This is a genomic window from Paraburkholderia phytofirmans (genome assembly GCF_046028095.1).
GTDB classification, from domain to species: Bacteria; Pseudomonadota; Gammaproteobacteria; order Burkholderiales; family Burkholderiaceae; genus Paraburkholderia; species Paraburkholderia phytofirmans_A.
Map to the genome: position 1 here is coordinate 879,864 of NZ_JAQQDJ010000001.1, position 26,536 is coordinate 906,399.

The following is a 26,536-nucleotide window of genomic DNA, read 5'->3' on the forward strand; positions in this document are numbered from 1 at the left end:
AAGTTCGCGGCCCGCCTTGCAAGCGGCCGCGAACCGCTGGCTTGTCTGCTGGAATGCTCGCGCTCAAAGGTGCTTTTGCGTCCGCCGGTTCTGTAGAACGGTCCTACCGCGGCTTCGCATTCACATGCCGCAACAGGTCCGCAAGCCGCCTGCCTTCCTGATCCGGATATTGTTCGAGCACCTGAAGATTCTGAATCTTCTCCAGCCCGAAATTGCGGAAATCGCCGCGCAATTCACACCACGCTCCAAGCGTCCAGCGCGCGCCCCAATAAGCGAGGGCGAGCGGCCAGACACGGCGCGCGGTCGCCGCGCCGTTCACATCGACGTATGCAAAGCTCACCACGTGCCGCGTGTCGATCGCGCGATGCAGCGCGTCCAGTTGCGCGGAAAAATCCCCTTTGATGTGAAACGACGGCGCGAAGACGGCGAGCCTTTCCAATGCCGCGCGCTTGTCGGCTGGCATGGCCGAGGCGATCTTGGCGAGCGCGCCGCGCGCGCCGCCCGCAAAGCCGGCGCCGCCCCACGATTCGAGCATGCGCGCGCCCGCGGCGAGCGCGGCCAGCTCATCGGCGGTGAAGGTGAGCGGCGGCAAACTCGCTGTGCGGCTCAGCCGGTAGCCGATGCCGGCTTCGCCTTCGATCGGCACCCCTGACAGTTGCAGATCGCGCACGTCGCGATACACGGTGCGCAACGAGATATGCAGCCAGTCGGCGAGTTGTTGCGCGGTGGTCAGGCGCCGTCCGCGCAGCAGTTCGGCGATCTGGAACAGGCGGTCGGCGCGGCGCGTCATCGTGGGCGTCTTGTAGAAGAGGACGGGGACAGTTCCGCGATGATAGCGCCGCATGCCGCGCTCCGGTCGGCGTTCGCCCGCGGGCTTTCACCGGCCGCCGCGCACGAACGTGGTGTTGCGTTGCGTTTAGCCGTTGGTCTGCGAATGCAGGCCGAGGCGGTTGCCTTCCGTGTCGGTGAAGAACGCGATATAGCCGATGTCCTGCGGCAGTTTGATCACCGGGCCGTCGGTCTTGCCGCCGGCTTGCTCGACGCGCGCGAGGACGGCGTCGACGGTCGGCTTCGCGTTCAGATAGACGAGCACGCCGTCGCCGGTGGGCGTCATCGACGGGCTGTGGACGATCGCGCCGCCGGTCGCCGGTTCCTCGTAGCCGAACACGGCGATCGGCTGGCCGCCAATTTCCTGGACATTCAGTTTGACGTCGAGCGCCGCTTCATAGAAGCGGACGGCGCGATCGAAATCGACGGACGGAATTTCGAACCATGCAACAACTTTGGATGATGCGGACATGTCACTCTCCTGTGGATGGCGGTAAGCCGTGCAGAGCGCCGGATGGCGTGAGAAGGAGTGTGCGGGGGTGCTACTGACAGCGTGGTGTCAGTAGGAGGCGGCAGGAGCGATGAAAGCAGTGGTGGTAGAAAAGACGGCCCGCAGGCCACAGGCGAAAAAAAACCGCGGAGCCGGTCCGCGGTTTTCATTTCCTTGCAGCAGCGCGGCAAGCAGTGCGCTCAGGCTGCCGGCGTATCGTTCTGCGGCCGCTGCCGCACGCTGCCCGCGATCAGATCGAAACGGAACAGACGGCATTCGAGCGCGCCGTTGAAGAGCGGCGTCTTGGTCGATTCACGCAGGCGCAACTGGCCCGGCAGCTTGCGATCCGATGTCAGGATGAACGCGTGCCAGCCGGTGAAACGCTGCTTGAGCGCATCGCCGAGCGACTGGAAAAATTCGCTGTCGGGCGCTTCTTCCTGGACGCGGCGGAAACCCTCGTCTTCGCGGTTGTCGCGGCTGTCGCGATTACCGCGGCCTTCGCGAAGCTCGCCGCGAGCATTGCGCCCGCGCACTTCGATCCGTTCGCCATATGGCGGGTTGGCGACGAGGATGCCCGGCGCGGATGTCGGCGGCGTCATGCCGCGCGCGTCGACCTGTTTAAGCGGGATAGACGGCAAGCCCGCGCGTTGGAAGTTGGCGCGCGCCTTGTCGAGCATGTCGCCGGAAATATCGCTGCCGAAGATTTGCAGATCGGCGCGCGAACTACGCGCGGCGTGCTTCGCGTCGAGCGCGGCGGCCTTGAGCGTTTGCCAGGTTTTGGCTTCGTATTGCTTGAGCCTTTCGAAGCCGAAGCGGCGTTCCGCGCCCGGCGCGATGTTCAGCGCTACCTGCGCGGCTTCCGCGAGGAAGGTGCCGCTGCCGCACATCGGGTCGTACAGGGGCATGCCGGCGGTCCAGCCGGTCAGACGCAGAATGCCCGCGGCCAGATTCTCGCGCAGCGGCGCCGCGCCCTTGTCGAGGCGCCAGCCGCGCTTGAAGAGCGGATCGCCCGAGGTGTCGAGATACAGCGTGCAGTCGGTGGCGGTGAGAAAGGCGAAGACGCGCACGTCGGGCGTGGCCGTGTCGATGTTCGGACGCGCGCCGCTGACTTCGCGCAGACGATCGCAGATGGCGTCCTTGACGCGCAGCGTCGTGAATTCCAGGCTGCGCAGCGGCGACTTGATCGCCGTGACGTCGACGCGCAGCGTCTCATTCGCCGAGAACCATTGTTCCCAACGTTGTTCGACTGCGAGTGCGTAGATGTCCTGCTCGCTGCGATACGGGCGATGCGCGATTTTCAGCAGCACGCGGCTCGCGAGGCGCGAATACAGGTTGGCGGCCATGCCGGCGGCCCAGCCTCCGCGGAAATGCACGCCGCCTGGCACTTGTGCGCCGGCTGTGAACGGCGCGCCGTTCAGGTGGCTGGCGGCGATTTCGGCGAGTTCAGCCGCAAGCGAGGCTTCGAGGCCGCGCGGGCAAGGGAGGAAGAAATCGAAGGACATTGAGGTTGCCGGAAGGCGGATGGGTAAGGGCGTATTGTACGCGGTCGGGGTGTTGTGCTATTGCGCGGTTTTTTTGGGGTTTGGGTTTGGGTTTGTCGGGTTGGCCTTTCCTTGATTTGCTTGTGGTCTATTAGCGTCGCCCCTGTGCGGGGCGGCACCTACTTTCTTTGCCTGCCGCAAAGAAAGTAGGCAAAGAAAGCGGCTTTACACCGCCAGCTTTCAAGCGGGTCCCCCGGCTCGGAGGGGGTAGTGGCACATCTGGAATCTGTGCCCTCGCGCATTCCGCGCTTGTGACAAGGCAGTCATACGTCCCGCCTCGCACACGTGCTCGCCGGAGCGGTCTGCCCGAAAACCGTGCCTTCGGTGAGCGCGGCGGGGGCCGTCGGCTTTGCCTCGGCGAAACGCCGGAAGAGGGCTGGGATCGCGGAACTGCGTCCGTACGCCGCCGCGTGGAGAGCGAGCGCAGGGGGACGCCGCCCGCACCCACTGGTTGATGAACTACCGCCACGGCGCGCGCAGCGCCGCCGGAAGAATGACTGCCTTGTCACGGGGGCGGAATGTGCGGGAACACGGATTCCAGATGCACCACTACCGTGGCTGCGCGGGGGCCCCGCTTATGAGCTGGCGGTGTGAAGCCGCTTTCTTTGCCTACTTTCTTTGCGGCAGGCAAAGAAAGTAGGTGCCGCCCCGCACAGGGGCAACGCCAATAGACCACAAGCAAATCAAGGAAAGGCCAACAGAACAAAAACCTCACCAAAGCGCCCCGCAGGCAACCCCCCACCTTCAAGCCTTCAAATACTGCTCCCGCGCGCCAAGCCAGCGCGCCAGATGCTGCAACACAACCTCCGGATGCTCCTCAAGCAAAACCGCCGCAGCCTCCCGCGCAGGCTCAATCAACCACTGATCATTCTGGAGATCGGCAAACCTCAACATCGCCGCCCCCGATTGCCGCGCCCCCAAAAATTCCCCCGGCCCACGAATCTCGAGATCCCGCCTGGCGATCTCAAACCCATCGGTCGTCTCCCGCATCGTCTGAAGCCGCGCCCGCGCAGTCATCGACAAAGGCCCGGTATAGAGCAGCACGCAAACCGAAGCCGCACTCCCACGCCCCACCCGACCCCGCAACTGATGCAACTGCGCCAGCCCAAACCGCTCCGCATGCTCGATCACCATCAACGACGCATTCGGCACATCGACGCCCACTTCGATCACCGTCGTCGCCACCAGCAACTGCACCTCGTTGCGAGTAAACGCATCCATCACGGCGGCCTTTTCAGCTGGCGCCAAACGCCCATGCACGAGACCGACGTTCAACTCGGGCAACGCGGCCACCAGCGTCTCATACGTCTCGACCGCGGTCTGCAGCTGCAAGGTCTCGCTTTCCTCGATCAACGGACACACCCAGTACACCTGGCGCCCCGTCAACGCGGCCTCGCGCACGCGTCCGATCACCTCTTCGCGCCGCGCGTCGGATACGAGCTTGGTGAGAATCGGCGTGCGTCCAGGCGGCAATTCGTCGATGGTCGAGACGTCGAGGTCGGCGTAATACGTCATCGCGAGCGTGCGCGGAATCGGCGTCGCCGACATCATCAATTGATGCGGCTGGAAGTCGCGCGCGCCATCGGCGGCGTTCTGCGCCTTGGCGCGCAGTGCGAGCCGTTGCGCCACGCCGAAACGGTGCTGTTCATCGACGATCACGAGCCCGAGGCGCGCGAACTCGACCGCGTCCTGGATGATCGCGTGCGTGCCGATTACGAGTTGCGCCGTGCCGAGCGCCGCGGCTTCGATCGCGGCGCGCTTTTCTTTGGTCTTCAGACTGCCGGCCAGCCACGCGACGCTCACGCCAAGCGGCTCCAGCCAACCGCGCAATTTGCGCGCGTGCTGCTCGGCGAGGATTTCGGTCGGCGCCATGAGCGCGGCCTGGTAGCCGGCGTCGATTGCCTGCGCCGCAGCCAGCGCGGCGACGATCGTCTTGCCGCTGCCGACGTCGCCCTGCAAAAGCCGCTGCATCGGATGAGGCTGGGTCAGATCGAGCGCGATCTCGCCGCCGACGCGCTCCTGCGCCGCCGTCAGCGAAAACGGCAGCGCCTTCAGCAGGCGCGCCACCAGCGCGGCTTCGTCGCCCAGCTTGCGACGCGGCATGGCGGGCGCCGCGCGCGTGCGGCGTTCGTCGTGCGCGCGCTTGAGCGACATCTGCTGCGCGAGCAGTTCCTCGAACTTGATACGTACCCAGGCCGGATGTGTGCCGTCGATCAACGCGGTCTCGTCCGACTGCACGTCCGGATGATGCAGCGTGCGTACGGCGTCCATCAGCGACGGCACGCCGAGCGGTTCCATGAACGTCCGCGCGACCGCCGCGGGCAGCAACTCCGGCAGCGACGTGCGAGAGAGCGCGTTGTCGATCGATTTGCGCAAATACGCCTGCGTCACGCCCGCGGTGCTCGGATACACGGGCGTGAGCGCCTGCGGCAGCGGCGTGTCTTCGTCGACCACGCGCACGGCCGGATGCACCATCTCCATGCCGAAGAAACCGCCGCGCACGTCGCCGCGCACCCGCAACCGCGCACCGATCGCCATCTGCTTGACCTGCGAGCCGTAGAAATTCAGAAAGCGCAGCACGAGTTCGTCGCCGGCGTCGTCGCGCAGTTTCACCAGCAACTGACGGCGCGGACGATAGGCGATCTCGTTGTCGAACACCACGCCTTCGGTTTGTGAAATGCCGCCCGGCAGCAGATGCCCGATCGGCGTCAGCGAGGTTTCGTCCTCGTAGCGCATGGGCAGATGCAGCACGAGGTCGATGTCGCGGGTCAGGCCGAGTTTGGCGAGCTTGTCGGCGGTTTTCTCCGCGGGTTTGGCGGCGGATTTCGCGCCGGATTTGGCTGCGGATTTTGCGGCAACCTTGGGTCCGGGCTTGCCGGCGGGTCTGTCGCCGAATATGTCGTCAGGCTTGACGGCATGCGTGTCACCAGATCGATCCGCAAGATCATCGACGCGCCCACCGCCGGATGTGTCAGCGAGGCTTTCGGCGGACTCGCCGCCATATGGGTCAGCGGATTTGCCGCTCACTTCGTCGACAGGCTTGCCATCAGATTCGCTGTCTCGTCGCGCGGTTTTTCCAGCGCTCAACGCAACGTCCGCGCCCACGCCCAAACCCGCGTCGCTCACCTCCGCCGCCGCCTTGCCGCGCGAGACGCGGCGCCCGGGTTCGGCGCTCACTTCATCGGTAACGGAGGGCAATCGGCGGTCGGACAAAGGCATGGGCTGCTTCGCAAGTACAATATCGGCTGTCAAAGGGTTCGGCGCCATACAGCGCGCGGGCTCGCGGGCCGCTCTGGCGTCCCGCAATCATAGCCGCCCGGCTCCGGCTTCGGCTCAATTCAGTTTCATTTCGCTTCCAGTCGTTCGCATGTTGACGCTTTCCGATTTCGATTTCGATCTGCCTCCCGAACTGATCGCGCAAGTCGCGCTGCCCGAGCGCAGTGCCAGCCGCCTGCTCGAGGTGGATCACCCGGCCGACGCTACCGGCCCCGCGCGCCTGATCGACCGCCGCTTTGCCGAGTTGCCCGAATGCATCGCGCCCGGCGACCTGCTGGTCTTCAACGATACCAAAGTCCTGAAGGCTCGCTTCCTCGGCCAGAAGGCCAGTGGCGGCAAGATCGAAGTGCTGGTAGAGCGCCTCACCGGCGAGCGCACGGCGCTCGCACAGATCCGCGCGAGCAAGAGCCCGCAGCCGGGCACCACGATCCGGCTGGCGGATGCCTTCGACGTCACGGTCGGCGAGCGTGTCGAGCCGTTCTACACGTTGCATTTCCCCGACGACTGCCTGACGCTGATTGAGCAGTTCGGCCGTCTGCCGCTGCCGCCGTACATCGAGCACGATCCGGATTCGACGGATGAAACCCGCTATCAGACGGTGTTCGCGCAGAATCCGGGCGCGGTCGCCGCACCCACGGCCGGCCTGCATTTCGACGACGCGCTGCTGGCCCGTCTCGACGAAAAAGGCGTGCAACGAGCAACGCTGACGCTCCACGTCGGCGCGGGCACGTTCCAGCCGGTGCGGGTCGAAAATCTCGCCGAACACAAGATGCATAGCGAGTGGTATCACCTGCCGCAATCGCTCGCCGACAAGATCGCGGCGACGCGCGCGCGCGGCAACCGCGTGATCGCGGTGGGCACGACCTCGATGCGCGCGCTCGAAGCGGCCGCGCGCGACGCCGAAGCTGCAGGGCGCCCGTTGGCCGCCGCCAGCACGGAAACCGATATCTTCATCACGCCGGGCTATAAATTCCGCGTGGTGGACCGGCTGGTCACCAATTTCCACTTGCCGAAGTCCACGCTGCTGATGCTGGTGTCGGCGTTCGCGGGCGTCGAGACGATTCGCGAGACGTACCGCCACGCAATTGAACAGCGTTACCGCTTCTTTAGCTACGGCGATGCGATGCTGCTCACGCGGCGCGACGGCTGACCGAGGTCCGCCAGAAAGTTTATGTAGTTCCCCAGGCCGCCGCGAACCCTTCCGGCGGCGCTCAACATTCGCGCCGGACTGTTTTCCGGTAGCACAGGAGTTTTTTCATGACCGACGGTCAATCCGTTAGCCCGCGCGCCGACCACGGTGCTTACCTCGGCGATCACGTTCGCCCTGACAACGGCCTCAATTTCGAACTGCTCGGCGTCGACGGCCTGGCCCGCCGCGGCCGCGTCACGCTGAATCACGGCGTGGTGGAAACGCCGATCTTCATGCCCGTCGGCACCTACGGCACCGTGAAGGCCGTGCAGCCACGCGAGTTGGGAGAAATGCACGCGCAGATCATCCTCGGCAACACTTTCCACCTGTGGCTGCGCCCGGGTCTGGAAACCATCGAGGCGCACGGCGGCCTGCACGGCTTCATGGGCTGGAAAAAGCCGATTCTCACCGACTCCGGCGGCTTCCAGGTGTTCTCGCTCGGCGATTTGCGCAAGATCACGGAAGACGGCGTCACGTTCGCGTCGCCGATCAACGGCGACAAGCTGTTCCTGTCGCCCGAAGTGTCGATGCAGATCCAGAAAGTGCTGAACTCGGACATCGTCATGCAGTTCGACGAATGCACGCCGTACGCGACCAACAACGTGCCGACCTCGCACAAGGAAGCGGCCGATTCGATGCGCATGTCGATGCGCTGGGCGCAGCGCTCGATCGACGAATTCAGGCGCCTTGGCAATCCGAACGCGCTGTTCGGCATCGTGCAGGGCGGCATGTTCGAGGACTTGCGCGAGGAGTCGCTGGCGGGCCTCGTCGAGAAGGACTTCCACGGTCTGGCGATCGGCGGTCTGTCGGTCGGCGAGCCGAAGGAAGACATGATGCGGGTGCTGAACCACATCGGCCCGAAACTGCCGGCCAACAAGCCGCACTACCTGATGGGCGTGGGCACGCCGGAAGATCTGGTGGCGGGCGTGGCGGCCGGCGTCGACATGTTCGATTGCGTGATGCCGACCCGCAATGCGCGCAACGGCTGGCTCTTCACGCGTTTCGGCGACGTCAAGATCCGCAACGCCGCGCACAAGAATTCGCTGCGCCCGCTCGACGAGCAATGCGGCTGCTACACCTGCCGAAATTTCACTCGCGGCTATCTGCATCATCTGCATCGAGTAGGGGAAATCCTCGGTGCGCAGTTGAACACGATCCACAACCTGCACTACTACCTCGAACTGATGCAGGAAATCCGCGACGCGATCGACGCGAAAATGTTCGAGGCCTTCAGCAAACGCTTTCACGAGAACCGCGCGCGCGGCACCGCCGAGGCGCCGTAACGGCGCCGCACAACGGATTCAGCCGAAGAATCCGTCCGCCTCGCGAGGAAAACCTTACAATCGTCTTTCGCGGACGGCAGTAAAGACGGCAGAGCAGGCTTTAAACGGTTGATCGCAAAGCCGATTCGCCGCGCCGACGCACTTCGGGCCGGTGGTAGAATAACCGGCTGATTTTTTTGATCGTTTTGACTTATAACGGAGAGACCAACGTGTCGTTCATTTCCAATGCCTTCGCCCAAGGCACAGCAACAGGTGGCATTGAATCGAACCTGATGAGTTTCCTGCCGCTGATCCTGATGTTCGGCGTGCTGTACTTCATCATGATTCGCCCGCAAATGAAGCGCCAGAAGGAACATCGCAACATGCTCGCCGCGATGGCCAAGGGCGATGAAGTGGTGACGAATGGCGGCATCGTCGGCAAGGTGACCAAGGTGGGCGAAGCTTACGTCGGCGTCGAAATCTCGGAAGGCACGGAAATCACCGTGCAAAAAGCGTCGGTCACGACGATTCTCCCGAAGGGCACGATCAAGTCGCTGTAAGGCCTGCTCTCTCGCGTCCGGCGCGGCCTCGCCGGCGATTCTCGCGGAACCGCGCTGAATCGCCCGCGCTCATCGCCGGACGCATCGCTTCCAAGCCAACCTTCCCGTTGGACCACTCATGAATCGTTACCCCCTCTGGAAATATGCCGTGATGCTGGTGGCTCTGGTCATCGGCCTCGTGTACACGCTGCCCAACCTGTTCGGCGAAGCGCCGGCGGTGCAGGTGTCGAGCGGCAAGGCAACGGTCAAGCTCGACTCGACCACGCTGTCGGCTGTCGAAGCCGCGCTCGCCGCGAATCAGATCAAGCCGGACGACGTCACGTTCGACAACTCGGCGACCAACGCGAACATCCGCGTGCGTCTGCCGGACACCGACACGCAGTTGCGCGTGAAGGACCTGCTGCAGAAGTCGCTGAACAGCGACCCGACCGACCCGCAGTACATCGTCGCGCTGAATCTGCAGAGCGCGTCGCCGCGCTGGCTGACCGCCTTGCACGCGCTGCCGATGTACCTCGGTCTCGATCTGCGCGGTGGCGTCCACTTCCTGCTGCAGGTCGACATGGCCGGCGCGCTGAACAAGAAGCTCGATTCGGACGCCTCGGACGCGCGCACGCTGCTGCGTGACAAGAACATCCGCGACGGCGGCGTGAACCGCGTGAACCAGTCGGTGGTGATCAATTTCGCCGACCAGGCCACGGCGGACAACGCGTCGAAGCAATTGAGCCGCAGCATCGCCGAACTCCAGTGGGCCTCGCAAGCCGGCCCGGACGGTGGCGTGCAACTGGTCGGCACGTTCACGCCGGCGGTCCAGAAAGCCGTGCAGGACGCCGCGCTCAAGCAGAACATCACCACGCTGCATAACCGCGTGAACGAACTCGGCGTGGCCGAGCCGGTGATCCAGCAGCAAGGCGCCGACCGCATCGTGGTCGAACTGCCGGGCGTGCAGGACACGGCGAAGGCGAAGGACATCATCGGCCGCACGGCAACTCTCGAAGCGCGCCTCGCCGATCCGGTCAACACGCATCCGAATCCGTCCGACCCGGTGCCGCCGGGCGACGAACTGTTCACGCAAGGCAACCAGACGCCGGTGCTGCTGCGCAAGCAGATCATCTTCACGGGCGACCGGATTATCGACGCGTCGGCGGGCTTCGACGAACATCAACGTCCTTCCGTCAACATCCGTCTGGATTCGGCCGGCGGCCGCGCGGTGGCCAGCATCTCGCGCGACAACATCGGCAAGCCGATGGCCATGGTGCTGTTCGAAAAAGGCAAGGGCGAAGTGCTGACGGTGGCAACCATCCAGTCGGAACTGGGCGACCGCTTCCAGATCACCGGCCAGGCCACGCCGCAAGGCGCCGCCGACCTCGCGCTGCTGCTGCGCGCCGGTTCGCTGGCCGCGCCGATGGACATCATCGAAGAACGCACCATCGGCCCGAGCCTCGGCGCGGACAACATCAAGAAGGGCTTCCACTCGGTGGTGTGGGGCTTCGCGGCGATCGCCGTCTTCATGATCGCGTACTACATGCTGTTCGGCGTGATCTCGATGATCGGCCTGTCGGTCAACCTGCTGCTGCTGATCGCCGTGCTGTCCATGCTGCAAGCCACGCTGACCCTGCCGGGTATCGCCGCTATCGCGCTCGCGCTCGGTATGGCGATCGACGCCAACGTGCTGATCAACGAACGCGTGCGTGAAGAACTGCGCAACGGAGCGCCGCCGCAACTGGCCATCCAGAACGGCTACGCGCACGCCTGGGCGACGATTCTCGACTCGAACGTCACCACGCTGATTGCCGGTATCGCGCTGCTCGCGTTCGGCTCCGGCCCGGTGCGCGGTTTTGCGATCGTGCACTGTATCGGCATTCTGACGTCGATGTTCTCGGCCGTGTTCTTCTCGCGCGGTATCGTCAACCTCTGGTACGGCGGCAAGAAGAAGCTGAAGTCGCTGGCCATCGGCCAGGTGTGGCGTCCGGATACGGCGCCAGCAGGCTCGGCCGCTTACCTCGGTAGCGAAGATGCCGCGACCGACACGGCGCAAGCCGTCGCCGCGGTCGCCGCCAAGCCGTCGAAAGCGAGAGCTGCGGTCGCGCAGGCACGCGCCGGCAAGCCGACCGTGCGTCGCCGCAATGCGCCGGATTCGTCCGCTACGTCGAACACGCCGCAGAAACCGGGTTCATCCCGCTGAGTCCCGGAGAACAAGACCATGGAATTTTTCCGTTTCCGCAAAGACATTCCGTTCATGCAGCGTGCGTTGATTTTCAACGCGATCTCGCTGCTGACGTTCCTTGCTGCTGTGTTTTTCCTGCTGCATCGTGGGCTGCATCTGTCGGTGGAGTTCACCGGCGGTACGGTCGTCGAAGTGCAGTATCCGGGCGCCGCGCCGCTCGAACCGGTGCGCGCTACGCTGGGCAAGCTCGGTTACGCCGACGCACAGGTGCAGAACTTCGGCACCTCGCGCGACGTGCTGATCCGTCTGCCGCTCAAGCAGGGCTATACGTCCGCGCAACAGAGCGATCAGGTGATGACCGCGCTGAAGGCCGAGACGCCGCAGGTGCAGCTGCAACGCGTCGAGTTCGTCGGCCCGCAGGTCGGCAAGGAGCTCGCCACCGACGGCCTGCTCGCGCTCGCCTGTGTGGTGGTCGGCATCGTGATCTACCTGTCGTTCCGCTTCGAATGGAAGTACGCGGTGGCCGGCGTGATCGCGAACTTGCACGACGTGATCATCATTCTCGGCTTCTTCGCGTTCTTCCAGTGGGAGTTCTCGTTGTCGGTGCTGGCCGCGGTGCTCGCGGTGCTCGGCTACTCGGTGAACGAGTCGGTGGTTATCTTCGACCGGATTCGTGAGACCTTCCGCCGCGAGCGCAAGCTGACCGTGATCGAGGTGATCAACCACGCGATCACCAGCACCATGTCGCGAACCATCATCACCCACGGCTGTACGCAGATGATGGTGCTGTCGATGTTCCTGTTCGGCGGCCCGACGCTGCACTATTTCGCCTTGGCGCTGACGGTCGGTATTCTGTTCGGTATCTACTCGTCGGTGTTCGTCGCCGCGGCGCTCGCCATGTGGTTCGGCGTGAAGCGCGAAGATCTGATCAAGGATAAGAAGGAACGCAGCGACGCGGACGATCCGAACGCGGGTGCGCAAGTCTGATTCTGTTGTAGCGTCAGACCTCGCAATGCAAAAGGCCGGTTCTCACGAACCGGCCTTTTGCGTTTACCGCCGCCCTATACCGCAGCGGGACGACGCAGCGCCCGCTTTAACGAAAGCCGAGCTTGCGACGCGCCGCCATCAGCGCGACGAGGCTCACGATCGCGGCGAAAATCAGGTAATAACTCGGCGCGGCCTTCGAGCCCGTCGCGCTGATCAACCACGCGATGATGAACGGCCCGAAGCCGCCGAAGATCGTCACGGCGATGTTATAGGCCAGCGACATGCCGGTCGTGCGCGTTTGCACCGGGAACATCTCCGAAAGCAAACCCGGCAGCGCCGCGAAATACCCCGTCATCAGAAAGCCGAACACGATCTGCATGGCGATCAAGGTGCCGAAGGTCGGATGCGCGACCAGATACACGAAAGCCGGATAGATGAGGACGAGCAGCAGCAGCGCCGAGGTCAGCATGATCGTGGTGCGCCCATGCCGGTCCGACAGATGGCCGATCAGCGGCGAGAACACCATCTGGATCAGGCCGGTCAACGCGATCGCCGAAAACGCGACCGAGGGCGCCAGTCCCAACTGCTTCACGCCGAACGTCGGCATGAACAGCACCAGATATGTCGACACCGTGCCGAGCACGACCACGCCGATGGCGATCAGCAGGCGCAATTTCTGGCTGGTAAAGGTGTCGCGCAGCGGCGTTTCGGTGGTTTCGGCCGCGAGAAACTCGGGCGTTTCGTCGAGCTTCGTGCGGATGTACCACGCGACCGGCCCGATCAGCAAACCAAAGAAGAACGGCACGCGCCAACCCCAGGAACCCATTTGTTCCGGCGAGAGCTTGCCGGTGAGCAACACGCCAAAACCAGCGGCAAGCAGGGTGGTGAGCCCTTGGCTTGCCACCTGCCAGCTTGCGAAAAAGCCGCGCCGCCCCGGCACGTGTTCCGCGAGGAACGCGGTGGCGCTGCCGAACTCGCCGCCGGCCGAGAAACCTTGCATCAGACGCGCCAGCACGAGAATCACCGGCGCCGCGAGGCCGATGCTTTGATAAGTCGGCAGGATGGCGATGATCAACGTGCCGGCCATCATCAGCAGGATCGATAGCGTGAGCGCCGCCTTGCGGCCGGCGCGGTCGGCGTAGGCGCCGATCACGATCGCGCCGAGCGGGCGCATGAAGAACGACACGCCGAACGTGCCGAGCGTGAGGAGCAGTGAGACCGTGTCGTTACCGGCCGGGAAAAACAGCTTCGCGATGATCACCGCGAAAAAACCGTATACCACCAGATCGAACCATTCCAGCGCGTTGCCGATCGAGGCCGCGATCACCGCGCGCCACGAATTCTGCCGGCTCCCCGCCAGGCTTGCTGCTGTCGTTGCGTTCATGCAGATCTCCAGGTCGCGCGAAATATTATTCATGTTGGCATTACGCCTGACACGCCCGACTGGATGCGCGCACAACCAATACGGTGCCTGCGCTCTATGTACCCGAAAAATTAATACGGCGCGAGTGCGAAATTGCGCGTTGCCGCTGCATAAGGCTTCCAGCGCTTCAAATGGGCAATAAAAAACCGCCTCGTCGCAAAAGCGAACGAAGCGGTTTTTTTGTTGCGGCGCAATGCGCGCTGCGACTCAACGCTTTGAATCAGAGCCTCATTAAATCGCTTATTGCTTGATGCCTTCGGATTGAATATGCAGCTTGGTATCCATGCTGAAGCCGTACTTGGAGCCGAAATCCATGCCGTAATCGGCGCGGCTGAAATGCGCGCTCGCTTCCACGCCGCACACTTCGCGCTTGAGCACCGGATGCTGCATGCACTTGAACGACTCGATCTTCAGATTCAGCGGCTTGGTGACGCCGTGCATCGTCAGGCTGCCGACCACTTCAACCGGCTTGTCGCCGTCGAACTTGATATCGGTGCCCTTGTAGGTCGCCGACGGATACTTGGCGACGTCGAAGAACTCGTTCGACTTCAGATGCTCGTCGAGCTTGCCGTTGCCCGTATCGATCGATGCGGGGTCGACCGTCACGTCGACCGTGCCGGTTTTCGCCGCGCGGTCGAGCGTGACCGTGCCGGAGCTCTTGGTGAATTTGCCGCGCCACACCGACATGCCGCCGAAGTGATCCGCCTCGAAGCTCGGATACGTGTGGGTCGGGTCGAGCTGATAGGTATCGGCGGCCGCGAACGCGCCTAACGAAAAAGAAGAAGCCAGCGCGCCGACGGCGATCAACATGGATGTTTTCAATTCACGCTCCTAGGTTCTTGAAGAAAGCTGCCGCGCCCGAACGGCGCGGCCAACGTCACTTACGTCACTTATGTGCTGCAACGATATGAAACTTGATGACGACCTCGTCGGCGACCACCGAGGTGTCCTTCCATTCGCCCGTGCCGATGTCGAATTGCGAGCGCTTGATCGGCAGTGAACCGTCGAAGGTTTGCACGGCGCCTTGCTGCGACACCGTGACCGGCACCACGACCGTCTGCGATTTGCCCTTGATGGTCAGCTTGCCGGTGACCTTGAACTGGTTGCCGCCGGCCGGCGCAATCGCGCTCGAAACGAAGGTGGCAGTGGGATACGTCTTGGCGTCGAACCAGTCCTTGCCGCGCACCTGGTCGTTGTAGCTTTCGTCGCCGAGATCGTAGCTGGCCACGTCGATGCTGAGCTGCGCGGTGCCCTCGGCCGGTTTTGCCGGATCGAACTTGAGCTGCGCGGTGAATTTACCGAACTTGCCTTCCACCGGCACGTTCATCTGCTTCGAGGTGGCCGTCACCGAACTCTTCGCGACGTCGACTTGCGCGAGCGCGCTGCCGGCCACCGTCAGCGAGGCCGCGGCGAAGGCGGCGAGCATGTAGCGATAAAACGAGACCTTCATGGTTGTCCTTATTTGAGGAAAGGGAGCATGCGCGAGAGCAGGCCGTCGCGGTCCAGCCATTGATGCTTGAGCGCGGCCGCGACGTGCAACGCGACCAGCACGAGCAAGGTGTAATTCAGCGTGATATGCACGTTCTTCAGCAGTTCCTTGAGATGCGGGTCTGGCGCGATCAGGCGCGGCAACGGAATCAGCCCGAGGTACACCACCGGGATGTTGGCCGCCGAGCTGTACAGATAGCCCGAGGCGGGAATCGCGATCATCAGCACGTATAGCAGCAGGTGCACGAGATGCGCGGCGCCGCGCTGCCAGACCGGCATGCGGCGCGGCATCACGGGGGCCGCATGCGTGGCGCGCCACAGAATGCGCAGGACGGCGAGCGCGAACACCGTCACGCCGATCCATTTGTGCCACGAGAAGTACTTCAGCTTGGTGGGCGTGAAGCCGGGAATATCGGTCATCACCCAGCCGAGCGCGAAGCCGCACACGATCAGCAGCGCGATTAGCCAATGCAGGGCGATGGCAGTCCGCGTGTACGACTCCCGGCTGCCGAATGAAGGATTGAGTGCCATGACAGGTTGTCGCAAGCTAAGTGAGGTTAACGGCGCAGCCCGCACGGCTATTCCAGCGTTCGATGCAGATGGCATCGACGCGTAATACGGGACCATGCCCGCTGCGGCACACGCCAAGGCGGCCATGCTACCCCAATCGGAAAAAACTGGCTGCAGCCCACGGGCAGGACGCGGACCGGCCGCTCCAGCGTACAAGGTATCCGCATTGAACAATTGGGGACGGAGGCTGTCAGAGTTGTACCAATTGCATGTAGGATCAACCGTCCGCCGAAGGCCATTCCGGCCGCGGTCCGCAAGCCGTGCAACGGTGTGTGCGACGGCCGGACGCCTTTTGGTACTATTGCTCCACTTTTTATCAGACCTGCCGTAGAACGGGCATTGCACGCTTCCTCTCACACCGTCGGCCCTTTGCCCTTATGGACCATGACAATCTGATCGCGTGCCATGAATGCGATACGCTGTTCCGCAAGCCGCCGCTTGTCGGGCGCACGGTCGCGCGCTGTTCGCGCTGCGGAGCGACGCTCTATCGCGGCGTGTCGCGCAAGCTCGACGCCATCAGCGCGATGACGCTGGGCGCGCTGATCACCTTCCTGATCGCGCAGGGCTTCCCGATCGTCGAACTCGAAACCAACGGCATCACCTCGCAGACCACGCTGTTCGGCGCGCTCGTCGCGCTGTGGGGCGAGGAGATGCAGATCGTCGCGGTCATGGTGTTCTGCTCGACCATTCTGTTTCCGCTCACTGAACTCGTCGCGCTGCTCTATGTGCTGATCCCGCTGCGCGCGGGTTATGTGCCGCCCGCCTTCAATCAGGTGCTGCGCGCCATTCAGTTCGTGCGCCCGTGGGGCATGATCGAAGTGTTCATGCTCGGCGTGCTGATCACGATCGTGAAGATGGTGAGCCTCGCGCGCGTGATTCCCGAAGCGGCGCTGTTCGCGTTCGGCGTGCTCACGCTGATGTTCGCGGTGGTGGTCACGTTCGATCCGCGCATTCTGTGGGACCTCGCCGACGAACTCGGCGCGCGCGATCAGCGTCCGCTGCCGCGCACCTCCGCAGATAGCGCGGCGGCCGCCGTCAGTTCGGTCGCTGGTCCGCCCGCGCCGGCCGAAGTGCGGACCGCGGCGGCGCCCGACGTACACACCGCGCCGTCCGCGTTGCCGCCGGCCGTGCCGCCGGTGCCGCCGACGCCACGTCGAGGATGAGCACGCCATGAAATACGTCACCGCAAGACGCGCCGGGCTGGTGAGTTGCCACGCATGCGGACGCGTCGAACCGCGCATCCGCTCCGTCACGTCGCAGCACTGCTCACGCTGCGGCTCGCGCCTGCACTCGCGCAACCCCGACAGCCTGATGCGCACCTGGGCGCTGCTGATCGCCGCGGCACTCCTGTATATTCCCGCGAATCTGCTGCCGGTGATGCACACCTCGTCGCTGCTCGGTTCCGAAGACGACACCATCATGAGCGGCGTCGTCTATTTCTGGACCTCGGGCGACTGGCCGCTGGCGGTGATCGTGTTCATCGCCAGCATCATGGTGCCGATGCTCAAGCTGAGCGTGCTCGCGCTGCTGACCGTCACGGCGCAGCGTCGCTCGCGCTGGCGGCCCGAGCAGCGCACCACGCTTTACCGGATGGTCGAACGGATCGGCCGCTGGTCGATGCTCGACGTGTTCGTCGTCACGCTGACCGTCGCGCTGGTGCGCTTCAAATCACTTGCAGTCATTACGGCCGGCCCCGGCGCGATCGCCTTCGGCTCGGTGGTGATTCTGACCATGATGGCTTCCATGCAATTCGATCCACGGCTCATCTGGGACAGCGTAGAAGGGCGCGTGGAAGGCAGTACCCAAAAACCTCAGGATCTCAAACATGACTAGCCCGCAAGAACCGACGCCCGCCTCCGATGCGCCGCGCAACGATTCGAACGGACCGAAGCTGCCGCCCCAACTCCCGGACCCTGAAATTGAGCCGCGCAGCCGCTGGCTGCCTTCGCTCGTCTGGGTGATTCCGCTGATCGCCGCACTGATCGGCATCGCGCTCGTGATCAAGTCGGTGACCGCAAGAGGCCCGACCATTACGATCAGCTTTGTGAGCGCCGAAGGTCTCGAACCCGGCAAGACCAAGGTGAAGTACAAGGACGTCGACGTCGGCTCGGTGAAGACCATCACGCTGTCGAAAGATCTGTCCCACGTGCTGGTGCAGGTGCAATTGACCAAGGAAGGCGAAGACTTCGCGGTCAAGGATTCGCGCTTCTGGGTGGTGCGGCCGCGCGTCGGCGCGAGCGGCGTGTCGGGTCTCACCACGTTGCTCTCGGGCGCGTATATTGGCGCGGACGCCGGGCATTCGCCGGATACCGAGAAGAACTTCGTCGGCCTCGAAACGCCGCCGCCCATTACCGGCGACCAGAAGGGCCACCAGTTCGTCCTGCACGGCGACTCGCTCGGCTCGATCGACATCGGCTCGCCGATCTTTTACCGGCGCGTGCAGGTCGGCCAGGTGGTCGGTTTCTCGCTCGACAAGGACGGCACCGGCGTGACCATGCAGGTCTTCGTATCCGCGCCGTTCGACCAGTACGTCGGCACCAATTCGCGCTGGTGGCATGCGAGCGGCGTCGATCTGCGGCTCGATTCCAGCGGCTTCAAGCTGAACACGCAGTCGCTTGCCACGGTGATCGTGGGCGGTTTGTCGTTCCAGTCGCCGCCGGGTCAGGGCGTGGGCGCGCAGGCGCCGAACAACATGACGTTCCGCCTCGGCTCGGACGAAGCGGATGCGATGCGCGAACCGGACGGCGTGCCGTTGCGCGTGGTGATGAACTTCAACCAGTCGCTGCGTGGTTTGTCGATCGGCGCACCGGTCGATTTCCGCGGCATCGTGCTGGGTCAGGTGACCAATATCGGTATCGACTACGATCCGAAGACGCGCAGCTTCACCATGCCGGTGACGATGAACCTGTACCCCGACCGCCTCGGCAAGCGCTTCCGCGAAACCGCGCCGGCACCGGGCAGCCTCGCGGGTCAAACCATGCTGCAGCAGCTCGTCAAACACGGTCTGCGTGGCCAGTTGCGCACGGGCAACCTGATTACGAGCCAGTTGTACGTGGCCGTGGATATCTTCCCGAAGGCGCCGCCGGCGACCGTCGACGTGGCGAGCGATCCGCTCGAACTGCCGACGATTCCGAACACGCTCGACGAGTTGCAGCTCCAGGTCGCCGACATTGCGAAGAAGCTCGACAAGGTGCCGTTCGATCAGATCGGCAACAACCTGAACAGCGCGCTGAAGAACGCCGACCAACTCTTCACGCGACTCGACAAGGAAGTCGTGCCGCAGGCTCGCGACACGCTCGCGGCGGCGAAGCAGACCTTCGGTTCGGCCGAGGCGACGTTGCAGCAGGACTCGCCGTTGCAGTCGGATGTTCATCAGGCGTTGCAGGAATTGACGCGCACGTTGCAGTCGCTGAATGCGCTGTCGGATTATCTGGAGCGCCATCCCGAATCGCTGTTGCGCGGTAAATCAGGAGATAAACCATGATGTTTGCCCGGCTTCCCCGCCCGCCGCGCGGGTTCGTGCGCGGCGCTGTCGTTGCCGGCGCCCTGGCCGGACTCGCGGCGCTGGCGGCGTGCTCGTCGCCTTCGAGCCGGTTTTATACGCTGGGTGCCGATAGTGCTGCCGGATCCGTCGCGCCGGTCAGCGCCCGGACCTCGGCCGCGCCGGCGTGGCTGATCGAAGTCGCGCCGATCGACGTGCCGCCGCAGGTGTCGAAGAATCAGCTGGTGGTGCAGACGGGACCGACGCAGGTCAAAGTGCTCGAGGAAGAACGCTGGGCCTCGCTGCCGGGCGACGAGATTCGCCGGGCTTTGTCGACGAGTCTGACGCAGCAGCTCAACACGATCGATGTGTATGGGACGGCTTATCCGGATGGGACGCCGGTGTATCGGGTCAGTATGAACGTGCAGAGGTTTGAATCATGGCCGGGTTCGCATGCGTTGATCGACGCGGTGTGGAGTGTGCGGGCTGTGCGCAGCACGGCGGTGATGACTTGCCGGAGTGTGGTGAGTGAGCCGGTTAGTGGTGGGTATGATGCGTTGGTTGAGGGGCATCGGCGGGCGCTGCAGCGGATTTCTATGCAGGTGGCTTCTGCTGTGAAGGCTATGGCGGTTGCTGGGCCTGTTGCTGCTCCTATTGCTGCTTCGCAGGGGAAGGGTGGGGCTTTTGCTGGTAAAGCTGGGGCTGTGGTTGTGCCGGCTTGTCCTTCTGACGGTGTGGGCGCTGTTGCTGGTGGTTGACGGCTTTTTTGGGTTTTTTGTAGTGTTGGCCTTTCCTTGATTTGCTTGTGGTCTATTGGCGTCGCCCCTGTGCGGGGCGGCACCTACTTTCTTTGCCTGCCGCAAAGAAAGTAGGCAAAGAAAGCGGCTTCACACCGCCAGCTCATAAGTGGGCCCCCCGCGCAGCCACGGTAGTGGTGCATCTGGAATCCGTGTTCCCGCACATTCCGCCCCGGTGACAAGGCAGTCATTCTTCCGGCGACGCTGCGCGCGCCGTGGCGGTAGTTCATCAACCAGTGGGTGTGGGCTGGACGTCCGCCTGCGCTCGCTCTCCACGCGGCGACGTACTGACGCAGTTCCGCGATCCCAGCCCTCTTCCGGCATTTCGCCGAGGCAAAGCCGACAGCCCCCGCCGCGCCCACCGAAGGCACGGTTTTCGGCCAGACCGCTCCGGTGAGCACGTAGTGCGAGGCGGGACGTATGACTGCCTTGTCACAAGCGCGGAATGCGCGAGGGCACAGATTCCAGATGCGCCACTGCCCCCTCCAAGCCGAGGGGGCCGCTTATGAGCTGGCGGTGTAAAGCCGTTTTCTTCGCCTACTTTCTTTTGCGGCAAGCAAAGAAAGTAGGTGCCGCCCCGCACAGGGGCAACGCTAATAGACCACAAGCAAATCAAGGAAAGGCCAACCCAGCAAGCCCAACCCAGCAAGCCCAACCCCCAACCCAGCGCCCCGCGCAAATAAACCCAAATGGTTGGCGAACCGACCCTATAGGTGTATAACTAGAACCTATCGAACTCATCGCACTGATTGGTCCCCTAATGACGCTCACCGAATTGAAATACATCGTTGCGGTCGCCCGCGAGCGGCACTTCGGCCGGGCCGCCGAAGCGTGTTTCGTCAGCCAGCCGACGCTGTCGGTGGCGATCAAAAAACTGGAAGACGAACTCAACGTCCAGATCTTCGAGCGCGGCACCAGCGAAGTCAGTGTCACGCCAATCGGTGAACAGATCGTCACGCAAGCGCAACGCGTGCTCGAACAGACGCTCGCCATCAAGGAAATCGCCAAACAGGGCAAAGACCCGCTGGTCGGGCCGCTGCGCCTTGGCGTCATCTATACGATCGGGCCGTACCTGCTGCCCACGCTCGTCAAGCAAATGATCAAGCGCGTCCCGCAAATGCCCTTGATGCTGCAGGAAAATTACACGCTCAAGCTGATCGAACTGCTCAAGCAAGGCGAAATCGACGTTGCCATCATGGCGCTGCCGTTTCCGGAAACCGGCCTGATGCTGCGCCCGCTGTACGACGAGCCTTTCGTGGTCGCCTTGCCGTCCGGTCACGCCTGGGAAAACCGCCCGAAAATCGACGCCGACGATCTGAAGCAGGAAACCATGCTGCTGCTCGGCAGCGGTCACTGCTTCCGCGACCACGTGCTGGGCGTCTGCCCGGAACTGATGCGCTTTTCGCAAAACGCGGACGGCATTCAGAAGACCTTTGAAGGGTCGTCGCTGGAAACCATCCGTCACATGGTGGCGAGCGGCGTCGGCATTACCGTGCTGCCGCGCATGTCGGTGCATGAAGTGAAGCCGCACGCCGGTGGCATCGATTCGGGGCTGCTGAGCTACGTCGCTTTCGACGAACCGGTGCCGGATCGCCGCGTCGTGCTGGCCTGGCGCAAGAGCTTCACGCGCATGCCCGCGATCGAGGCCATTTGCGACGCCATCAGTTCCTGCGATCTGGAAGGCGTCAAAAAGCTCGATTTGCCCGTCGCGGTCAATTAGACAGACGCATCATCATGAAGGCCGGCCCGCTGCGCACGTCCAGCGACCGGCCCGGCGCCCCCCAATGCGCTGACAGCCGCAAATCCTATCGAATATATAAAATTAATCAAAAGCAGTATTTCGATAGTATTGTTATAGTTTCCTCCATGGATCGCCCGATCCCAGAGACCTGGAGGAAATCATGACGCAATCCAAGCCGCAACAAGTCCGCATCCGCGTCGCTCAAGCGGCCGTTACGCCGCGCGGTTTTATCGCGTCGTTGCTCGACGCGCGCGCCATCGCGTTGTCCCTGCTGGTCGATCGGGCGTTGTCCGCATAGCGCATGAGCCTCTGGCATCAGTGTGCCGCGCCGCTCCCCCACAATCTGTTTCGATAAAAGCCAACCAGGAGTCACGCATGTCCGAACGTAAGCTCACCAGTGCCGCCGGCGCACCCGTCGCCGATAACCAGAATTCGATGACCGCCGGCGCGCGCGGTCCGGTTGTTCTGCAAGATGTCTGGCTGCTCGAAAAACTCGCTCACTTCGATCGTGAAGTGATTCCGGAACGCCGTGTTCACGCCAAAGGTTCGGGCGCGTTCGGCACGTTGAAGGTCACGCACGATATCTCGCGCTACACGAAGGCAAAGGTGTTCGCGCAAGTCGGCAAGGAAACGCCGCTCTTCATGCGCTTTTCGACGGTGGCCGGCGAGCGCGGCGCAGCCGACGCCGAACGTGACGTGCGTGGCTTCTCGATCAAGTTCTACACGGAAGAAGGCAACTGGGACGTGGTCGGCAACAACACGCCGGTGTTCTTTATCCGCGATCCGCTGAAGTTTCCGGACTTCATCCACACGCAAAAGCGCGACCCGTACACGAACATGCGCAGCAATGTCGCCGCGTGGGATTTCTGGTCGCGTCATCCGGAATCGCTGCATCAGGTGACGATTCTGATGAGCGACCGCGGCATTCCGCAAAATTACCGTCAGATGCACGGTTTCGGTTCGCACACGTATTCGTTTATTAACGCCAACAACGAGCGTTTCTGGGTGAAGTTCCATTTCAAGTCGATGCAAGGCATTGAGAACTTCACTGATGCCGAAGCGGCACAGGTCGTTGCGCAAGACCGCGAAAGCGCGCAGCGCGATCTGATCGGCAATATCGATGCAGGCAATTTCCCGAAGTGGCGCTTCGCCATTCAGGTGATGCCGGAAGCGGAGGCCGCCACGTATCGCTTCAATCCGTTCGACATCACGAAAGTGTGGTCGCAGAAGGACTATCCGCTGATCGACGTCGGCACGATCGAGTTGAATCGCAACGCGCAGAACTACTTTGCCGACGTGGAGCAGGCGGCGTTCACGCCCGCCAACGTGGTGCCGGGTATCGGCTTCTCGCCGGATCGTCTGTTGCAGGGGCGTCTATTCTCGTACGGCGACACGCAGCGCTACCGACTCGGCATCAATCACCACCAGATTCCGGTGAATGCAGCGCGCGTGCCGAGCCCGCATTCGTTCCATCGCGACGGCGCGATGCGCACGGACGGCAACCTCGGCGGCAATGTGAATTACGAGCCGAACCGCTTCGGCGACTTCGTGCAGGACGCCAACGCGTCTGAACCGCCGCTCGCGGCGGGCGCGGTGGATCGCTACGAGCATCGCCTGGACGACGACTACTACACGCAGCCAGGCATGCTGTTTGCGCTCTTCGATGCGGCTCAGCGCGAACGTCTGTTCGGCAACATCGCGCGCCATATCGACGGTGTGCCGCAGGAAATCGTTACGCGTCAGATCGAGCATTTCCGTCGGGCCGATCCCGCATACGCGGAAGGCGTGATCGCCGCGATGGCCGACCTCGCGGAACGCAGCAAGCAATAAACAACAGTCAACGACGGTCGAGCAGTTGAAGTCATGCAGTAGAGCGGGGCGTATTTGCGTCCCGCTAGTACCGATACGAACCGAAGGAGCACGATCATGATGCAGATGATGATGGCCACATTGGGCGGCGCGTCAGCAAACAACGCGCAAGCGCACGCATTGATGGCGCGCAGGGCGATGGGCTTTGCGATCTTCGCCAGCGGAGTCGCGGTGATCGTCGCGCAGGCGCTGCAACACGCGCTCGGCGGCTGATTCAGGCCGCCGCCGTGATGCGGCAAGTGGCCACGCGTCATACGAACGCAGCAGTTTTCCAGGCTAAACTGTCGAGCGTTCGAGCTGTCGAGTTTGCTATCCGCAGACCGTCACTTTGCCGACCGGTTCGTATCACTCTTTAAAGGAGTCATCATGGCCAAAAAAGAAGCCGCAGCAGCCGTGCAGCACGTCAATATCGGGATCAGCGACAAGGATCGGAAGAAGATTGCAGAAGGTCTGTCGCGCCTGCTCGCCGACACCTACACGCTGTATTTGAAGACCCACAACTTCCACTGGAACGTGACGGGTCCGATGTTCAATACGCTGCACCTCATGTTCGAAACGCAATACAACGAGCTGGCGCTGGCGGTCGATTCGATCGCTGAACGCATTCGCGCGCTGGGCGTGCATGCGCCGGGCAGCTACAAGGATTTCGCGAAGCTGTCGTCGATTCCGGAAGCGGACGGCGTGCCGGCCGCGGAAGAAATGATCCGCCAGCTGGTGGAAGGTCAGGAAGCCGTGGTGCGTACCGCACGCGCGATTTTCCCGTCGACGGAAGCCGCCAACGACGAGCCGACCGCCGACCTGCTGACGCAACGCATGCAAACGCACGAAAAGACCGCGTGGATGCTGCGTTCGATGCTGGCTTGAGTATCTGCGCGCAAGGCGCCTCCTTTCGGCGCTGGCGTTGAAGTTGTCGTTGAAGCTGAAGTTGAAGTTGAAGCTGAGTGCGACACCAACAAAGCCTCCCTGCACGGGAGGCTTTGTTTTTGCGGCGCGGGCTTTGTCAGCCCGGCGAGTCCGGAAGCGGCCCATCGTCCGCATCCCGTAAAATAGCCGCACCGTCTTCGCACTTTCACCGACTCCGCCCATGTTCGCCCGACTTCCCCTGTATCTGCGCCTCGTGCGCATGGACAAGCCGATCGGCAGCCTGCTGCTGCTGTGGCCGACGCTCAACGCGCTGTGGATCGCTTCCGACGGTCATCCGACATGGCCGCTGCTGGTGATTTTCTCGGTGGGCACGGTGCTGATGCGCTCGGCGGGTTGCGCGATCAACGACTACGCGGATCGCGACTTCGATCGCTATGTGAAGCGCACGGAGAATCGTCCGATCACGTCGGGCAAGATCAAGGCGTGGGAAGCGGTGGCGCTGGCGGCTGCGTTGTCGTTGCTGGCGTTTCTGCTGATTCTGCCGCTGAATACGCTGACCAAGGAACTGTCCGTGGCGGCGCTTTTCGTCGCCGGTTCGTATCCGTTCACCAAGCGGTTTTTTGCGATTCCGCAGGCGTATTTGGGGATCGCGTTCGGCTTCGGCATTCCGATGGCGTTTGCCGCGATTCAGGGCCACGTGCCGCTGCTCGCGTGGGTGATGCTAATGGCCAATGTGTTCTGGTCGGTCGCGTACGACACCGAATACGCGATGGTCGATCGTGACGACGACATCAAGATCGGCATCCGCACGTCGGCGCTGACATTCGGCCGCTTCGACGTGGCCGCGATCATGCTCTGCTACGCGGCGACGTTGGGGATTTACGTCGGTATCGGCGTGCTGCTCGGCTTCGGCGTGCTGTACTGGCTGGGATGGGCGGCGGCCGCGGGCTGCGCGATCTATCACTACACGCTGATTCGCAACCGCGAACGGATGGCGTGCTTCGCAGCGTTCCGGCATAACAACTGGCTGGGCGGCGCGCTGTTTGTCGGCATCGCCGTGCATTACGCGGCGGGCTCGTTTTAGTTTTTCTGCGCGGGTTGTTGCCGGGTTTGCGTTTCTCTTGAGCCGCCGCCGAACACACTCACTGCTTGCCGAACTCGTCGCCCATTTCCTTCGCGCGGGCATCCGCGGCAAGCGCACCACGCACGATCGCATCCTTGATGCCGCTCGCGTCGAACGATGCCAAAGCCGCCGCCGTGGTGCCGCCTTTGGACGTCACACGTTCGCGCAACACGCTCGGCGGTTCGTCGGAATTGGCCGCCAGTTGCGCCGCGCCGGTGAAGGTCGCCACTGCCAATGCGCGGCCTTGCGCTTCATCCATGCCGAGTTGGCGCGCGGCTTCCTGTAAGGCTTCGATGAAATAGAACACGTAGGCCGGCCCGCTTCCTGAGATCGCGGTCACGGCGTCGATCTTCGCTTCGTCGTCGAACCAGACCGTTTCGCCGACCGCGCCCAGCACTTTCGACGCGAGCGCGCGGCCCGCTTCGTCGACGCTGCTGGTCGCCACCAGTCCTGTCACGCCCATGCCGATCAGCGCCGGCGTATTCGGCATGACACGCACGATACGGTTGTGACCATTCAGCCAGCGCGACATGTCGCCCATGCGAATGCCGGCAACGATACTCACGGCCAGTTGCGACGCATTCAGATGCGGCGCCACCGTCTCGGCGACGCTCTTCAGGATCTGCGGTTTCACTGCCAGCACGACGGCGTCGTAGGCGGCGAGCGCGGCATCCGCGGCGGCGCCCGTCTTGATGCCGAATTGCTGCTCATTGCGCTTGCGCGCGTCTTCGTTGGGATCGATTGCGTAGAGGTCAGCGGGTGCGACGCCACGCTTGATGAGACCGCCGATCAACGCAGCGGCCATGTTGCCACCGCCGATAAAAGCAATTTTCATGATGTTCCGAAGGGAGTGCAGTGAAGAATGGGGAGCGGGCCTGAGCAG

General features: G+C 63.2%; 24 protein-coding genes. 15 read left to right on the forward strand and 9 right to left on the reverse strand.

Going from position 1 to position 26,536, the window contains the following annotated elements; genetic code table 11:
• Positions 1-103 precede the first annotated feature (103 nt).
• The 4 genes from PQR54_RS04005 to recG form a co-directional block, all read right to left on the reverse strand.
• On the reverse strand, positions 104-844 hold the full coding sequence (locus PQR54_RS04005) for a helix-turn-helix transcriptional regulator (protein ID WP_408244162.1): 741 nt from the start codon (positions 842-844) through the stop codon (positions 104-106).
• Between the two features lie 72 nt (positions 845-916).
• Positions 917-1,300 carry a VOC family protein gene (locus tag PQR54_RS04010; protein ID WP_408244163.1) on the reverse strand — a complete coding sequence of 128 codons (384 nt, stop codon included), beginning with the start codon at positions 1,298-1,300 and terminating at the stop codon, positions 917-919.
• 218 nt (positions 1,301-1,518) lie between these two features.
• Positions 1,519-2,820, reverse strand: coding sequence for a THUMP domain-containing class I SAM-dependent RNA methyltransferase (locus PQR54_RS04015; RefSeq protein ID WP_408244164.1), 1,302 nt, complete (start codon positions 2,818-2,820; stop codon positions 1,519-1,521).
• A gap of 783 nt (positions 2,821-3,603) precedes the next feature.
• On the reverse strand, positions 3,604-6,078 hold the full coding sequence (gene recG / locus PQR54_RS04020; RefSeq protein ID WP_408244165.1) for an ATP-dependent DNA helicase RecG: 2,475 nt from the start codon (positions 6,076-6,078) through the stop codon (positions 3,604-3,606).
• A gap of 148 nt (positions 6,079-6,226) precedes the next feature.
• Here recG and queA point away from each other — a divergent pair, with 148 nt between their 5' ends.
• The 5 genes from queA to secF all read left to right on the forward strand — a co-directional run bounded on the left by queA (position 6,227) and on the right by secF (position 12,297).
• Positions 6,227-7,285, forward strand: a complete 1,059-nt coding sequence (queA, locus tag PQR54_RS04025; RefSeq protein WP_408244166.1) for a tRNA preQ1(34) S-adenosylmethionine ribosyltransferase-isomerase QueA — start codon at positions 6,227-6,229, stop codon at positions 7,283-7,285.
• Between the two features lie 107 nt (positions 7,286-7,392).
• A complete protein-coding gene (tgt, locus tag PQR54_RS04030; protein WP_408244167.1) occupies positions 7,393-8,607 on the forward strand; it encodes a tRNA guanosine(34) transglycosylase Tgt in 1,215 nt (404 codons plus the stop codon).
• 209 nt (positions 8,608-8,816) lie between these two features.
• On the forward strand, positions 8,817-9,146 hold the full coding sequence (yajC, locus tag PQR54_RS04035; protein ID WP_007179286.1) for a preprotein translocase subunit YajC: 330 nt from the start codon (positions 8,817-8,819) through the stop codon (positions 9,144-9,146).
• Between the two features lie 118 nt (positions 9,147-9,264).
• Positions 9,265-11,328 carry a protein translocase subunit SecD gene (gene secD / locus PQR54_RS04040; protein WP_408244168.1) on the forward strand — a complete coding sequence of 688 codons (2,064 nt, stop codon included), beginning with the start codon at positions 9,265-9,267 and terminating at the stop codon, positions 11,326-11,328.
• Positions 11,329-11,346: 18 nt separating this feature from the next.
• A complete protein-coding gene (gene secF / locus PQR54_RS04045; RefSeq protein WP_408244169.1) occupies positions 11,347-12,297 on the forward strand; it encodes a protein translocase subunit SecF in 951 nt (316 codons plus the stop codon).
• Between the two features lie 106 nt (positions 12,298-12,403).
• Here secF and PQR54_RS04050 read toward each other — a convergent pair whose 3' ends face one another.
• From PQR54_RS04050 to PQR54_RS04065, 4 genes are all read right to left on the reverse strand, one after another.
• A complete protein-coding gene (locus tag PQR54_RS04050) occupies positions 12,404-13,681 on the reverse strand; it encodes an MFS transporter (RefSeq protein WP_408244170.1) in 1,278 nt (425 codons plus the stop codon).
• 279 nt (positions 13,682-13,960) lie between these two features.
• Positions 13,961-14,530, reverse strand: coding sequence for a YceI family protein (locus tag PQR54_RS04055; protein WP_408244252.1), 570 nt, complete (start codon positions 14,528-14,530; stop codon positions 13,961-13,963).
• Between the two features lie 76 nt (positions 14,531-14,606).
• A complete protein-coding gene (locus tag PQR54_RS04060) occupies positions 14,607-15,170 on the reverse strand; it encodes a YceI family protein (RefSeq protein ID WP_012431765.1) in 564 nt (187 codons plus the stop codon).
• Between the two features lie 8 nt (positions 15,171-15,178).
• Positions 15,179-15,739, reverse strand: coding sequence for a cytochrome b (locus PQR54_RS04065; RefSeq protein ID WP_408216949.1), 561 nt, complete (start codon positions 15,737-15,739; stop codon positions 15,179-15,181).
• 416 nt (positions 15,740-16,155) lie between these two features.
• Between PQR54_RS04065 and PQR54_RS04070 the strand changes: the two genes are divergently transcribed.
• The 10 genes from PQR54_RS04070 to ubiA all read left to right on the forward strand — a co-directional run bounded on the left by PQR54_RS04070 (position 16,156) and on the right by ubiA (position 25,614).
• Positions 16,156-16,941: a paraquat-inducible protein A gene (locus PQR54_RS04070; protein WP_408244171.1), complete on the forward strand. Its 786-nt coding sequence runs from the start codon at positions 16,156-16,158 to the stop codon at positions 16,939-16,941.
• 7 nt (positions 16,942-16,948) lie between these two features.
• On the forward strand, positions 16,949-17,611 hold the full coding sequence (locus PQR54_RS04075; protein WP_408244172.1) for a paraquat-inducible protein A: 663 nt from the start codon (positions 16,949-16,951) through the stop codon (positions 17,609-17,611).
• Entirely contained in the window at positions 17,604-19,262 is a 1,659-nt protein-coding gene (locus PQR54_RS04080) for a PqiB family protein (protein WP_408244173.1), read from the forward strand. The genes PQR54_RS04075 and PQR54_RS04080 overlap by 8 nt, the downstream gene beginning before the upstream one ends.
• Positions 19,259-20,017 carry a PqiC family protein gene (locus tag PQR54_RS04085; RefSeq protein WP_408244174.1) on the forward strand — a complete coding sequence of 253 codons (759 nt, stop codon included), beginning with the start codon at positions 19,259-19,261 and terminating at the stop codon, positions 20,015-20,017. Before PQR54_RS04080 ends, PQR54_RS04085 begins: the two co-directional genes overlap by 4 nt.
• A gap of 799 nt (positions 20,018-20,816) precedes the next feature.
• Complete coding sequence (locus PQR54_RS04090; protein WP_408244175.1) at positions 20,817-21,776, forward strand: LysR substrate-binding domain-containing protein; 960 nt, start codon at positions 20,817-20,819, stop codon at positions 21,774-21,776.
• A 181-nt stretch (positions 21,777-21,957) separates the two neighbouring features.
• Complete coding sequence (locus PQR54_RS04095) at positions 21,958-22,095, forward strand: hypothetical protein (RefSeq protein WP_408244176.1); 138 nt, start codon at positions 21,958-21,960, stop codon at positions 22,093-22,095.
• 77 nt (positions 22,096-22,172) lie between these two features.
• Positions 22,173-23,627, forward strand: coding sequence for a catalase (locus PQR54_RS04100; RefSeq protein ID WP_408244177.1), 1,455 nt, complete (start codon positions 22,173-22,175; stop codon positions 23,625-23,627).
• A gap of 96 nt (positions 23,628-23,723) precedes the next feature.
• Positions 23,724-23,879 (forward strand): hypothetical protein, encoded by a 156-nt coding sequence (locus PQR54_RS04105; protein WP_408244178.1) that lies wholly within the window; start codon positions 23,724-23,726, stop codon positions 23,877-23,879.
• Between the two features lie 153 nt (positions 23,880-24,032).
• The gene (locus PQR54_RS04110; protein ID WP_132376013.1) at positions 24,033-24,530 is read left to right on the forward strand and encodes a Dps family protein; all 498 of its coding nucleotides are present in this window, start codon (positions 24,033-24,035) and stop codon (positions 24,528-24,530) included.
• 220 nt (positions 24,531-24,750) lie between these two features.
• Positions 24,751-25,614 carry a 4-hydroxybenzoate octaprenyltransferase gene (gene ubiA, locus PQR54_RS04115; RefSeq protein WP_408244179.1) on the forward strand — a complete coding sequence of 288 codons (864 nt, stop codon included), beginning with the start codon at positions 24,751-24,753 and terminating at the stop codon, positions 25,612-25,614.
• Between the two features lie 58 nt (positions 25,615-25,672).
• On the opposite strand, the gene proC is transcribed toward ubiA, so the two are convergent.
• Positions 25,673-26,488, reverse strand: a complete 816-nt coding sequence (proC, locus tag PQR54_RS04120) for a pyrroline-5-carboxylate reductase (RefSeq protein WP_408244180.1) — start codon at positions 26,486-26,488, stop codon at positions 25,673-25,675.
• Positions 26,489-26,536: the final 48 nt, after the last annotated feature.